Consider the following 13,578-nt stretch of genomic DNA (forward strand, 5'->3'; position numbering starts at 1 on the left):
CCGACCGGAAGAGCGTTGACCGGCGTTTCGACGTCGAGTGGGGTGCCCGCCTCGCGGCCGACCACGTTCAGATACGTCGCCTCGGCCTGGCGAAGCGCACCCATGGTTTCCTCCCGGTCCGCGTTCGCCTCCTCGAGGCGCGAAAGCGCTTGGTCGATATCGGCTTGCGTGCCCGCACCCCCGCTCGCCCGCCGGCGGACACGCTCCAGCACGTCCTTATGGACGTTGAGATTGCCCTCGGCCAAATTCAGGATTCGATGCAGCCGAACCAGGTCCAGATGCGACTGCACGGCGTCGAGCGCCACGGCCTCCGAGGTCTCGCGCACGCGAAAAGCGGCCGATTTCGATCGTCCGATCTGTTGGTCAACCGTACCGTCCGCCTCGCCGCCATCGAAGAGACGTTGGGTCAAGATCGCCGACAACTCCTGGCGAAGGTGGAAGGCGTTGCCCGAGGTGCGCGTGAACTGGTCGTCCGAGTATTCCGGGCCGTCACCGCTGCGAACATCCACTTGGGGCAGATAAAGGCCGCGCGCGCGGCGCAGTTCCGCATCTACCGCCTGGCGGTTGTCGACGACGCCGCCAATGCGGGGATTGGTCCCGAGCGCGCCCGCCACCGATTCGCGCAAGCTTTGTGCCGCGGCGTGCTGAATACCGCAAGCAAAGATCACCGCCGCCGAACCGGCCAACAAGCTGTTACGCATCCGAGTCATAGATCTCACCCACGATGTTTTGCTTTTCCGCCCTCAATTGCCAGAATATGGCATTCCACTTCGGGGTATCTTATTAACAGAATCCCGAGTCGCGCGCAAATGACATCTGAATATTCTTTGTAATTTCATGGTGAATATTCAATTCGTGATCTCTAATATTACATTTCACTATATCAGCGTATTTTAATATTTAATATCGACGGCGCGAGCATGCGCGCACGGCATCACAACCCGCGCTGGTTGCCGGGGATGGATCCGCTTTTCTGCTGGGTTTCCGATGACGGCCGCGCATGACACTTCGAGCGCGGCGGCGCCAATGAGCGCGCGCGGCACTTCGCCGTGCCTCGATCCACGTCCGCGTCTTTATGCCGTCTTTATTTTTACGTCAGCAGTTCGGTATCGATTTTTTATGGCGGGAGCGTCTATTGCTTTCGGCCACGCCGGACCCGCCGATCCAAGGTGGGACCCGCGCGTCTTGGCGCTCATGAGGATTGGGCGCTCCAGGGAAACAAAGGAGCATGTCGTGGCAACGAGAGGCGCAAATGCTTGACGTTCTCATGGTTGTGCTTGGGCTCGCGTCCTTTGCGATCCTGATCGGCTACGCCGTCCTCTGCGACAAATTGTGAGGTCGCCAATGCTGCTCGATCTAATTCTCGGTGGTGTGGTTGCGCTCGGGCTGCTCGCATACCTCGTCTTCGCATTGGTTCGGCCCGAACGATTTTGAACGGCGCGATTACTGAACAACGGGCGGTCCCAGGAGTCCCGATATGACGACGAACGGTCTGCTTCAGATCGCGGTCTATTTCGCGATCCTCGTGGCGCTTACCAAGCCGCTCGGCGGCTACATGACACGTGTCTTCGCGGGCGAACGCACATTTTTGTCACCGGTATTGCAGCCGCTCGAGCGGCTCTTGTACAGGCTTTCCGGCGTCGATTCCAAAAACGAGCAGCACTGGATGACCTACGCCATCGCCATGCTGCTCTTCAACCTTGCTGGCTTCCTGCTTCTTTATGTGATGCAGCGGACCCAATCGATCCTGCCGTTCAATCCGCAAGGCATGGCGGACGTGGCCCCCGATCTTGCCTTCAACACGTCGGTCAGTTTCGACACCAACACGAACTGGCAGAACTACGGTGGCGAATCCACGATGAGCTACCTGGTGCAGATGTGCGGATTGACCTTTCACAATTTCGTCTCGGCGGCGACGGGTATCGCGCTCGCCTTGGCCCTGATCCGCGGCTTCGCCCGCAAGTCGGTCAAGACGCTCGGCAACTTCTGGGTCGATCTCGTGCGCTGCGTCCTCTACGTTCTCCTGCCGATCTCGGTCGTTGCTGCACTCTTCCTGGTCTGGCAGGGCATTCCCCAGAACCTCGGCCCCTATGTCGAGGCGACGACGCTCGAGGGCGGCAAGCAAGTGATCGCCCAGGGACCGGTTGCGTCCCAAATCGTGATCAAGATGCTCGGCACCAACGGCGGCGGCTTTTTCAACGCCAACGCGGCACACCCCTACGAGAATCCGACGGCTCTCTCGAATTTCCTCCAGATGCTGCTGATGATCGTCATCGGTGCAGCACTCACGAACGTCTTCGGCCGCATGGTTGGCAAGCAGCTTCAAGGTTGGGCGCTCTTCGGCGCCATGATGGTTCTTTCGGTCGCCGGCGTTATCACCCTCTATAGCGCCGAGGCGGCGGGCAATCCGAACTTGGCACCCTTCGGCGTCGACCAGGCCCCGAGCATCATGCAAGCCGGCGGCAACATGGAAGGCAAGGAGGTCCGCTTCGGCATTGCCGATACGGCACTCTTTGCCACGCTCACGACCGACGCGTCTTGCGGTGCGGTCAATGGCATGCACGACAGCTTCACGCCCATCGGCGGCATGGTGCCGATGATAAACATCGCTCTCGGCGAGATCATCTGGGGCGGTGTCGGCTCCGGACTCTACGGAATGCTGCTGTTCGCGATCGTGGCGATGTTCATCGCCGGCTTGATGGTCGGACGAACCCCCGAATATGTCGGCAAGAAGCTCGAGTCGCGCGACGTTAAGATGACCATGCTCGCCCTGCTCATTCTGCCGTTCTCGAACCTCGGTTTCAGCGCGTTGGCAACCGCCCTTCCGGCCGGTCTTGCGGGTATCTCGAACCAAGGCCCGCACGGCTTCAGCGAGATCCTCTACGCCTTCATATCGATGACCGGCAACAACGGCAGTGCATTTGCGGGCTTGAACGGCAATACCATGTTCTACAACGTGACCGGCGCCTTTGCGATGCTCATCGGCCGTTTCGCCATGATCGTGCCGATGCTCGCCGTCGCGGGCTCGCTCGCTGAGAAGAAGCTGGTGCCGCCCTCTTCGGGCACCTTCCCGACGGATAACGGCCTGTTCGTGGCCCTCCTCGTGGGCGTCATCGTCATCGTTGGTGGTCTCGTATTCTTCCCGGCCCTGGCACTCGGCCCCGTGGTCGAGCACATGCTGATGCAAGCCGGAACCCTGTTCTAAAGGCAGCGCCATGGACATCTCCGTCAAACCCGTTGTGATCGACCAAGGCAAGCGCGCCAAGGCCGCACGGACCGGCGTCAATCGCGACATTATCGTGACCGCGATTGGCGACGCTTTTCGCAAGCTCGATCCGCGCACGCTGGTCATGAATCCGGTCATGTTCGCTGTCGAGGTTGTGGCGGCCTTGACGACCGTGCTGCTCGTGCGCGACTTGATCGTCGGTGGCGGCCACATCGCCTTCAGCGTGCAAATCATCTTCTGGCTGTGGTTCACGGTCGTCTTTGCGAATTTCGCCGAAGCAGTTGCCGAAGGGCGCGGCAAGGCGCAGGCCGAAGCGCTGCGGCGAACGCGCACCGAAACGAAGGCGAAGAAACTGCGCGCCGCGACCACGCGCGACTACGAGGAGGTCTCCGCACTCAAGTTGAGGCCGGGCGATCATGTGCTCGTCGAGGCGGGCGACATCATCCCGGGTGACGGCGACGTCGTGAACGGTGTCGCATCGGTCGACGAGTCGGCGATCACAGGCGAATCCGCACCGGTCATCCGCGAGAGTGGCGGCGATCGTTCCGCGGTAACTGGCGGCACGCGCGTACTTTCGGATTGGGTGGTGGTGAAGATCACCGCAGCTCAGGGGGCGAGCTTCCTCGACCGCATGATTGCACTCGTCGAAGGTGCGGTGCGGCAGAAGACGCCGAATGAAATCGCGCTTAATATCCTGCTCGCGGGCATGACCATCATCTTCATCTTCGTTGTGGTCACGATCCCGAGCTTTACGAGTTATGCCGGTGGTGCGATATCCGTCCTCGTCCTGGTCGCACTCTTCGTAACGCTCATTCCGACGACGATCGGCGCCTTGCTCTCTGCGATCGGAATCGCGGGCATGGATCGGCTCGTGAAATTCAACGTGCTGGCCATGTCCGGCCGGTCGGTCGAGGCGGCGGGAGACGTTGATACCCTCCTTCTCGACAAGACGGGCACGATCACGCTCGGTAATCGCCAGGCCACTGAACTCATCGCGATGCCCGGCGTGGACGAGGCCGAGCTTGCCGACGCCTCGCAGCTCGCCTCCTTCAGTGACGAAACGCCGGAAGGCCGCTCGATCGTGGTGCTGGTCAAGACCAAATACGGCCTTCGCGGCCGGGAAATGGCCCCGCTCCACGCCCAGTTCGTCAAGTTCTCGGCCCAGACGCGGATGAGCGGCATCGATTTCGAAGGTTCCTCGATCCGCAAGGGTGCCGTCGACGCGGTCGTTCAATACGTGCGGCAGGTCAACAACATCCCGAACATGCCAGCACCGTCGGAACTCACTCAGATTTCCGACCGCATCGCGCGCGCGGGCGGCACGCCGCTCGCGGTCGCCAAGAACGGGCGCATTCTCGGCGTAGTCCACCTCAAGGACATCGTCAAGGGCGGCATCCGCGAGCGCTTCAACGAACTGAGGCGCATGGGTATTCGCACCGTCATGATCACGGGCGACAATCCGCTGACCGCGGCCGCGATCGCCGCGGAATCGGGGGTCGACGATTTCCTGGCTCAGGCGACGCCCGAGGACAAGTTGCGCCTGATCCGGGAGGAACAAGGCAAGGGAAAGCTCGTCGCGATGTGCGGCGACGGCACCAACGACGCACCCGCCCTCGCTCAGGCCGATGTCGGCGTTGCAATGCAGACCGGCACGCAAGCCGCGCGCGAGGCCGGCAACATGGTCGACCTCGACTCCGACCCGACCAAGCTGATCGAGATCGTGATGATCGGCAAGCAGTTGCTGATCACGCGCGGTGCTCTCACCACGTTCTCGATCGCAAACGACGTGGCGAAATATTTCGCGATCATTCCGGCGATGTTCGCGGCGTTCTATCCAAGCCTCAACGTGCTGAACGTCATGCGCCTCGCAACCCCGCAAAGCGCAATTCTGTCCGCGATCATCTTCAACGCCCTCATCATCATCGCACTCATCCCGCTCGCGCTCCGCGGCGTCAAGTATCGCCCGGAAAGCGCCTTTAGATTATTGAGCCGCAATCTCATCATCTACGGCGTCGGCGGCGTCATCATCCCGTTCATCGGCATCAAGGCGATCGATATGGTCTTAAGTGCCGTCGGCCTCGCCTCCCTTGGCCTCGTTTAAGGAACTGAGTCATGCTTAAGGAACTTCGACCTGCCATCGTGCTGCTCGTCCTGCTGACGGCTTTGACGGGCCTTGCGTATCCGCTCGCAATGACCGGCGTCGCCCAGGTTCTGTTCCCTTGGCAGGCCAACGGCAGCCTGATCGAAAAGGACGGCAAGGTCATCGGCTCGCATCTGATCGGACAGAGCTTCACGTCGGACAAATATTTCCACGGCCGGCCCTCGGCGATCAGCGCCCCCGATCCCAAGGACCCGACGAAGACAATTTCGACCCCTTACGACGCGAGCAATTCAATGGGCTCCAACCTGGGTCCAACCAGCAAGGCGTTCGTCGACGGCGTCAAGGACGCCGCCACGGCACTTCATGCCGAAAACGACAAGCCCGTCCCGGTCGATCTCGTCACGGCCTCCGGAAGCGGCCTCGACCCCGATATCACGCCGGCGGCGGCGCAGTTCCAGATTCCCCGCGTGGCCAAGGCGCGCAATCTTCCGGAGGGCGAGGTGTCCGCGCTCGTGGCGCGTTTCACCAAGGGCCGCGATCTCGGCGTCTTCGGCGAAGCGCACGTGAATGTCCTTGCGCTCAACCTGGCGCTCGACGCGTTGTCTCAGAGCAAGCCCTAACGGGTTGCGGTCGTGCCTCTTCTGGAAGCGGACCCCTCGACAGATAACTTTCTGAAAATAAATAAAAATCCCGACTAGCGTTGCGGCGCAAAGCTTGCCATGATGGCGCGCTTCCGCGGGAGGCGCCGCAAGATCATGCGGACATGGTCCTCGGCGCAGCGAGCGTGCGGCATCGCGGCCGAGACGATAAGTCGATGTCGGTCGGCGCGCGCCGGGCGGAAGCCCGTTGTTCGACCGAGGCTAAGAGGCGCTTGTGTTCTATTCCCGCTGGCAGACCATTTTCATCGTGGCGATTTGTGCATTGGGCGTCCTGCTGGCGCTGCCGAACGTGACGAGCCCGGACGTGCTTCGCTATCTTCCCTTCGCACGTCAAATTCACCTCGGCCTCGATCTCAAGGGTGGAAGCTATCTCCTTCTTAAGGTCGACATCGAGGCGGCTGAGCGCGAGCGCCTTGAGGGTTTTCTCGACAATGTTCGCCGAGCGCTTCGTGGCGGCGACATCCAATATACGGACCTTCGCGTCCAGGATGGTGAAATCAAGTTCAATGCGCGGGATCCCGCGAAAATCGAGGATGCGCGGAAGCTCCTCCAACCGATCGCTGGGATCGGCGCCAATGCCGATTTCGCGATCGTGACGACGGACGCCGGCGAAATCGCGCTGAAGCCGAGCGAGGCCGGCGTGAGGGACCGCGCGAGCGACGCGCTTCAGCGCTCGATTGAAATCATCCGCCACCGTATCGACGAGACCGGGGTCGCGGAACCCTCGATCGCGCGTCAAGGCGCTGACCGGATCGCCGTGCAGCTCCCGGGTATCAGCGATCCGGAGCGTCTAAAGCGCCTCTTGGGCACGACCGCGAAATTGTCCTTTCACCTCCTGAGTACCTCACCGATTCCGGCAAGCGGCACCGCACCGCCCGGCACCGAAATCCTGCCAGCAAGCGAAGGCTCTCAAGGACCCGCGCGCTATCTCGTTCAACGAAATATCGAAGTCGATGGCTCACACCTTCGCGATGCGCGAGCGACCACCAATTCCCAGACCGGCGAATGGATCGTGAGCTTTGAGTTCGACGCGCTCGGCGGGCGGCAGTTCGGCACGACGACGCAACAAAATGTCGGCCGTTACTTGGCGATCGTCCTCGACAACAAAGTCATCAGCGCGCCCGTGATCAGGGAGCCCATCCTCGGCGGGCGCGGTCAGATCAGCGGCCATTTCACCGCTGCGAGTGCGAACGATCTCGCGATCCTTCTGCGGGGCGGTGCTCTGCCGGCACCGCTCAAGATCATCGAAGAGCGGACCGTCGGGCCAAATCTGGGGGCGGACGCGATACGCACCGGTATCTATGCCTGCGCCATCGGCGGCGGCTTAGTCGTCTTCTTCATGGTCTTTTTTTACCGCCTGTTCGGCGTTTTCGCGTCGTTGGGGCTGATCGTGAATCTTTGCCTGCTCATGGGGGTTTTGTCGCTGCTCCAGGCCAGCCTAACGCTCCCGGGCATCGTCGGGATCCTCCTCACCGTCGGAATGTCAGTCGATGCCAACGTGCTCATCAACGAGCGTATCCGCGAAGAGGCCCGCAAGGGCCGGGGGCCGGTGGCCGCGATTCAAACCGGCTTCAGCAAGGCGATGTCGACGATCGTCGACGCGAACGTCACCACGCTTCTAAAGATGTCCATCCTGTTCCTGCTCGGAACGGGACCGGTCAAGGGATTCGCGGTTACGATCAGCATCGGCATCCTCACATCGATGTTCAGCGCCATCGTGCTCGTTCGCCTGATCATGTCCGTTTGGTTGCGTCGCACGCGCCCCAAGGCGCTCTTGGCTTGAGGAGATAGTACGTGTTCTTCGGACCCCGCCTTGTGCCCGACGACACCAAGATCCGATTCATGAATGGACGGATTGCCGGTCTGGTCGTCTCCGCCGTTCTGAGCTTGTCGTCGCTCATTTTGGCGTTCTATCCGGGCCTCAACTTTGGCATCGATTTCCGCGGCGGAATCGGCATCGAGGCCCAAATGCCCAACCCGGTCGATTTCAGTCAGCTCCGTAGCCAGCTCGAGCAGTTGAATCTCGGCCAGATCGACTTGCAGCAGTTCGGTTCGCCGAATGACGTCGAAATCAGACTCCAACGGCAGCCGGGGGGGGACTCGGCGGAACAGGACGCAGTGGGCGCCGTTCGCGGCATGATCACCCGCCAATACCCTGGGACGACCTTCCCCCAGGTTGAAGCGGTGGGAGCTACGGTGAGCGACGAGCTGTTCCGCGACGGCATGATCGCGCTGTCGATCGCGATGGTTGCGATGCTCATATACATCTGGTTCCGTTTCGAATGGCAATTCGGCGTCGCGGCGACGCTCACGTTGGTGCTCGACGTCACGAAGATCGTCGGCTTCTATGGCCTGACCCAATTCCAATTCAATGCGACGAGCATCGTCGCGATCCTCACGATCATGGGTTATTCGATCAACGACAAGGTCGTGGTGTACGACCGCGTGCGGGAAAACCTGAGGCTTTACAGGCGAATGCCGCTACGCGAGCTGATCGACTTGAGCATCAATGAGACCTTGAGCCGCACCATCGCTACATCGGGGACGGTTTTTCTCGCCATTCTCCCACTTGCGATAATGAGTGCGGACACGCTTCGCGAATTCGCGATAACGCTTCTGGTGGGAATCGTCATCGGCACGTCGTCGTCGATCTTCATCGGCGCGCCGATCCTTTTGCTTTTGGGCGAGGGGCGGTTGCGGCGACTGGCGCCGGTTGCGCAGTCGGAGCAATCGGCCGGCGGGCAAGCGGATTAAGACGAGCCGGCCCCAACGCCTCCCGCACGCATTCGTACCCGATCGGCTATACTTGGTAAGTCGCCACCTTGGCCGTAACCTGCCTCCTAGGCAAGGACGCCGATGAGCCAGCCAGACCAATCAGCGCGCGAGCAACGCCCATCGCCCGACGCACTCCTCGCCGTTGCAAAGCGTGCAGGGCGCGGGAAGCTCAAGCTCTTCCTGGGTGCCGCCCCTGGAGTCGGCAAGACATACGAGATGCTGTTGACCGCAGCGGCCAGAAAGCAGGAGGGCGTCGACGTGGTCATCGGTGTCGTCGAGACCCACGGCCGCGTCGAAACGGAGCGGCTCGTCCGCGGCCTCGAAGTCATTCCGCGTCGGCGCGTGGAATATCGGGGTCGCACCCTCGATGAAATGGACCTCGACGCGGTGCTTGCGCGCAAACCTCAACTTGTCCTCGTCGATGAGCTTGCGCATACGAATGCGCCCGGTGCGCGTCACCCCAAGCGCTACATGGACGTCGAAGAACTGCTTGCGGCCGGGATCGATGTCTATACCACGCTCAATGTTCAGCATCTTGAAAGCTTGAACGATGTCGTTGCGCAGATTACCCGCATTCGGGTGCGCGAAACGCTACCTGACAGCGTGCTCGACGAAGCCGACGAAATCGAGGTCGTGGACCTGACGCCGGAGGATTTGATCCAGCGCCTCCAGGAAGGAAAAGTCTACGTCGCGCACCAGGCCGAGCGTGCGCTCAGGCATTACTTCTCGCCGGGCAATCTGACCGCCTTGCGCGAGCTTGCGCTACGGCGAGCCGCCCAGCGCGTCGACGAGCAGATGCTGAGCTACATGCAGGAGCATGCGATCGCCGGCCCTTGGGCCGCAGGCGAGCGCGTCCTTGCATGCGTGAGCGAGAATCCGAACTCGATGCAAGTAGTGCGCGAAGCCAAGCGTGTCGCCGACCATCTCAAGGCGAAATGGACGGTCCTCTACATCGAAACCTCCCGGCATCATCGGCTACCCGAAGTCGCGCGCGATCGGATAGCCGACACCCTGCGCCTGGCCGAGCGCCTCGGCGGTGAGGCGATCACGATTCCAGGCCAAGGGGTCGCGGAAGACGTCTTGACTTACGCCCGTGCCAACAACGTGACCCGCATATTGGTCGCGAAGCCAAGCCGCTCGCGACTGCAAAACTGGCTGCGGGGCTCATTGGTGAACGATCTGATCCGGCGGGCGAGCAATATCAGCATCCAGGTCGTCACGTCCGAAGGCCCGCCCGTACCACCAAAGACCGTGCAACCGCACATGGCGCGAGAGCCCTTCGACGCGCTGCCCTATTTTGCCGCGATCGGGGCGGTCGCCGCCGCGACCGTGGTAGCGCTCGGGGTCGACACGTTCGTGTCAGTCCCGAACCTTTCGCTCGTGTTCCTGGCGGCGATTCTGTACACGGCGGTGGCCTATGGCCTTTGGCCATCGCTCTTCGCGGTGCTGCTCAGCGTTCTCGCATACAACTTCTTCTTTCTACCCCCGATCTACACCTTCACCATCTCCGATCCGGCGAATGTGGTAGCACTCTTGTTCTTTGGCATTGTCGCCGCACTCACGAGCAATCTGACCGCGCGGACGCGCGAGCAAGTCGTGACGGCGCAGCGCCGCGCGCGGGAAGCGGCGGAGCTCTATGCCTTCAGCCGCAAGCTCGCCGCCACGGGCAATATCGACGACCTGCTTTGGGCGTTCTGCTATCAGGTCGCCTCACTTCTGAAGGTGAGCGTCGTGGTGCTGCTGCCGGGGAAGAATGGTATCGCCGTGCGTGCCGGTTACCCGCCCGAGGACGAGCTCGACGAGGCCGACCTTGCGGCCGCGAAATGGTCGTGGGACCGCAACCAGGCCGCAGGACGCGCATCGGACACGCTACCGGGTGCGCGGCGCCTTTTCCTGCCCATGCGCACCGGGCGCGGCATCATTGGCGTGCTTGGCATCGACAGGGATCGGCCGGGGCCAATACTTTCGCCCGACGAGCGACGGCTGCTCGACGCGCTCTCCGACCTCGTGGCGGTCGCGATAGAACGGGTGAAGCTCGCAGAGGATGTCGAGACGACGCGAATAGCCGGCGAGGCGGAGCGGCTGAGATCCACCCTGCTCACGTCGATCTCCCATGATCTCAAAACCCCGCTCGCGTCGATCATCGGCTCGGTCACCACCCTTCGATCGCTCAAAGGTGGCGTCGAATCCGAAATGCAGGCGGAGCTGATTGCGACGATCCAGGACGAGTCCGAGCGATTGAATCGCTTCGTCGGCAATCTTCTCGACATGACCCGGCTGGAATCGGGCAATCTGCGCACCAATCCTCAAGTGAACGACGTCGGCGAGCTTCTTGAAACGGCATTGCGGCGCGCGTCTCGCTTGCTCGCCCAGCACAAGCTGCAGGTCGATCTCGCCTCGGGTCTTCCGATGATAGAGAGCGATGCAATCCTGATCGAGCAGGCGCTGTTCAACCTACTCGACAACGCCGCCAAGTACGCGCCGGCCGGCTCGCTCATCCGGGTCGCAGCGCGCCGAAGCGATGATCGGGTCGAGGTGAGCGTCTCGGACGAGGGACCGGGCATTCCCGCCGAGCAGCTCGAGCGCATCTTCGATAAATTCCATCGCGTCGCGGATGGCGACAAGCGCTCGCCCGGCACCGGGCTCGGCCTCGCGATTTGCCGCGGTTTCATCGAGAGCCTTGGCGGCTCCGTCACCGCGGCAAACCGCACGGACCGCTCGGGCGCGGTCTTTACCATCTCGCTTCCCCTTGCCGCAGCGGCCCCGCAGGCCAAGGAAGCGAGTGCCCCGGCGTGAACGGCGCCCACAAAATACTCGTCGTCGATGACGAAAAGGCGATCCGCCGGTTCCTGAACGCCGGATTGGCCAGCCAGGGCTTCTCGGTCGGTCAAGCCGAGACGGGTGCCGAAGCCGTCGAAAGTGTGGCGACACTCAAGCCCGACGTCGTGGTGCTCGATCTCGGTCTCCCCGACATGGAGGGGACTGAGGTCATTCAACGCATCCGTCGTATTTCCGCCGTGCCGATCGTCGTACTTTCCGTGCGCAGCGACGAACAGGGAAAAGTGCGCGCGCTCGAGCTCGGCGCCGATGACTATGTGACGAAACCATTCGGCATGGCCGAATTGACCGCGCGCATTCGTACCGCCTTGCGCCACCGTATGCAGGAGAAGGGCGAGACGCCAATATATCGATCCGGCTCGCTCACGGTCGATCTTGTCGGGCGCCACGTCAAAGTCGACAGCGTCGAGGTCAAGCTCTCGGCGAAGGAATTCGATCTGCTGCAGCTTCTGGTACGACAGGCCGGCCGCGTGCTGACGCACGATTTCATCCTTCGGGAAATCTGGGGCCCGGCGAATACCGAGGATGTGCAGTATCTGCGCGTCTATGTCAGAAGCCTGCGCCAGAAGCTCGAGAAGGACCCCACGCAGCCGCAATACCTCCTCACGGAAACCGGTGTTGGCTACCGGATGAAGGCGCCGGACTGAAGCGGCTGGCTCGCTCGCACTGAAGGCGCGACAGTGGCATGACAGCATCGTAATATCTGCCCTCGATTCTTCCGCTCATGCGGTGCTCGATCCAAGACATCCGCGCCAATAAAAGGGACTGAAATGACGAATACTGCTCAAGGGGCCTTGGCGGGCCTGAAAATCATCGATCTGACCCGCGTGCTCGGCGGGCCTTACTGCACGCAGATTCTCGGCGACCACGGGGCAGACGTGATCAAGGTGGAACCGCCAGGCGGTGATGAAACGCGTGGATGGGGCCCGCCCTTCAAGGGCGACACGGCGTCCTATTTCATTGGCGTCAATCGAAACAAAAGGGGCATCGTTCTCGATCTCACCCGGCCCGAAGGACGTGAAGTGCTGCTGCGGCTCCTCGAGGATGCCGACGTACTGGTCGAGAATTTCAAGACCGGTAGCCTCGAGAAGTGGGGCATTGGCTACGAGCAGACCCTGAAAGGGCGATTCCCGCGGCTTATCCATTGCCGCGTTTCCGGTTTCGGCGCGGACGGGCCGTTGGGCGGCTTTCCGGGCTATGACGCGATCGTACAGGCCATGACCGGCCTTATGACGATCAATGGCGAGCCGGATACGATGCCCATGCGCCTGGGAATTCCGATCGTCGATCTCGGCACGGGGCTTTATGCCGCTGTTGGAATATTGATGGCGCTCGCCGAACGCACACGGTCCGGCAAGGGCCAATTCATCGAGACAACCCTCTACGACAGCGCCATTGCCCTTCAACATCCGCACACGGCTAACTGGTTTCTCTCGGGCAAGCCGCCGAGGCGCACCGGCAACGCACACCCGAACATCTCGCCATACGACGCCTATCCGACGAAGACGAAGCCGATCTTCGTCGGTACTGGCAACGACCGTCAGTTCCAACGCTTCTGCGCCGAGATCGGTCGGCCCGATCTTCCCGACGATCCCCGGTTCCGCACCAACAAGGATCGCGTGGCGCATCGCGACGAATTGTCCGGCGAGATCAAGGTCGCTTTGGCCGCAGTCGATGGTGAGGCGCTGGCCAAAACGCTCCTTGGACAGGGTGTTCCGTGCGGGCCGGTGCGCGACGTGCCGGAAGCACTTTCCGAGCCCCACACCCTTCACCGCGAAATGGTGATTTCCCGCGACGGCTATAAGGGCATCGGCACGCCGATCAAATTATCCCGCACGCCTGGCGGGCTTCGCCGGCTTCCCCCCTCGCTCGGCGAGGAATGCCGTGACGTGCTCGCCGAGGCCGGCTACGCGCCGGAGGAGATAGAGCGCCTTATGGAGTCGGGCGCCGTTCCTGTGCGCGCTCGGGCGGCGGAGTAG

Annotated in this window: 10 protein-coding genes; 9 read left to right on the forward strand and 1 reads right to left on the reverse strand. The window is 61.9% G+C overall.

Going from position 1 to position 13,578, the window contains the following annotated elements; all coding sequences use genetic code 11:
• On the reverse strand, positions 1-710 hold a 710-nt coding region (locus VEJ16_03455; GenBank protein ID HYB08708.1), incomplete at its 3' end, for a TolC family protein.
• Positions 711-1,344: 634 nt separating this feature from the next.
• Here VEJ16_03455 and kdpF point away from each other — a divergent pair.
• The 9 genes from kdpF to VEJ16_03500 all read left to right on the forward strand — a co-directional run bounded on the left by kdpF (position 1,345) and on the right by VEJ16_03500 (position 13,578).
• Positions 1,345-1,434: a K(+)-transporting ATPase subunit F gene (gene kdpF / locus VEJ16_03460; GenBank protein HYB08709.1), complete on the forward strand. Its 90-nt coding sequence runs from the start codon at positions 1,345-1,347 to the stop codon at positions 1,432-1,434.
• Positions 1,435-1,477: 43 nt separating this feature from the next.
• On the forward strand, positions 1,478-3,205 hold the full coding sequence (kdpA, locus tag VEJ16_03465; GenBank protein ID HYB08710.1) for a potassium-transporting ATPase subunit KdpA: 1,728 nt from the start codon (positions 1,478-1,480) through the stop codon (positions 3,203-3,205).
• A gap of 10 nt (positions 3,206-3,215) precedes the next feature.
• Positions 3,216-5,327 carry a potassium-transporting ATPase subunit KdpB gene (kdpB, locus tag VEJ16_03470; GenBank protein HYB08711.1) on the forward strand — a complete coding sequence of 704 codons (2,112 nt, stop codon included), beginning with the start codon at positions 3,216-3,218 and terminating at the stop codon, positions 5,325-5,327.
• 11 nt (positions 5,328-5,338) lie between these two features.
• The gene (locus tag VEJ16_03475) at positions 5,339-5,947 is read left to right on the forward strand and encodes a K(+)-transporting ATPase subunit C (GenBank protein HYB08712.1); all 609 of its coding nucleotides are present in this window, start codon (positions 5,339-5,341) and stop codon (positions 5,945-5,947) included.
• A gap of 253 nt (positions 5,948-6,200) precedes the next feature.
• Positions 6,201-7,769 (forward strand): protein translocase subunit SecD, encoded by a 1,569-nt coding sequence (secD, locus tag VEJ16_03480; protein HYB08713.1) that lies wholly within the window; start codon positions 6,201-6,203, stop codon positions 7,767-7,769.
• An 11-nt stretch (positions 7,770-7,780) separates the two neighbouring features.
• On the forward strand, positions 7,781-8,740 hold the full coding sequence (gene secF / locus VEJ16_03485) for a protein translocase subunit SecF (GenBank protein HYB08714.1): 960 nt from the start codon (positions 7,781-7,783) through the stop codon (positions 8,738-8,740).
• A gap of 102 nt (positions 8,741-8,842) precedes the next feature.
• On the forward strand, positions 8,843-11,557 hold the full coding sequence (locus VEJ16_03490) for a sensor histidine kinase KdpD (protein HYB08715.1): 2,715 nt from the start codon (positions 8,843-8,845) through the stop codon (positions 11,555-11,557).
• Positions 11,554-12,246 (forward strand): response regulator, encoded by a 693-nt coding sequence (locus VEJ16_03495; protein ID HYB08716.1) that lies wholly within the window; start codon positions 11,554-11,556, stop codon positions 12,244-12,246. Before VEJ16_03490 ends, VEJ16_03495 begins: the two co-directional genes overlap by 4 nt.
• A gap of 123 nt (positions 12,247-12,369) precedes the next feature.
• Positions 12,370-13,578: a CoA transferase gene (locus tag VEJ16_03500; protein HYB08717.1), complete on the forward strand. Its 1,209-nt coding sequence runs from the start codon at positions 12,370-12,372 to the stop codon at positions 13,576-13,578.

The organism is Alphaproteobacteria bacterium (genome assembly GCA_035625915.1).
GTDB lineage: Bacteria > Pseudomonadota > Alphaproteobacteria > JACZXZ01 > JACZXZ01 > DATDHA01.

Coding starts and splice junctions, on each gene's coding strand:
- kdpF (HYB08709.1), top strand. CDS start 1,345: ATGCTGCTCGATCTAATTCTCGGTGGTGTGGTTGCGCTCGGGCTGCTC.
- kdpA (HYB08710.1), top strand. CDS start 1,478: ATGACGACGAACGGTCTGCTTCAGATCGCGGTCTATTTCGCGATCCTC.
- kdpB (HYB08711.1), top strand. CDS start 3,216: ATGGACATCTCCGTCAAACCCGTTGTGATCGACCAAGGCAAGCGCGCC.
- VEJ16_03475 (HYB08712.1), top strand. CDS start 5,339: ATGCTTAAGGAACTTCGACCTGCCATCGTGCTGCTCGTCCTGCTGACG.
- VEJ16_03490 (HYB08715.1), top strand. CDS start 8,843: ATGAGCCAGCCAGACCAATCAGCGCGCGAGCAACGCCCATCGCCCGAC.
- VEJ16_03500 (HYB08717.1), top strand. CDS start 12,370: ATGACGAATACTGCTCAAGGGGCCTTGGCGGGCCTGAAAATCATCGAT.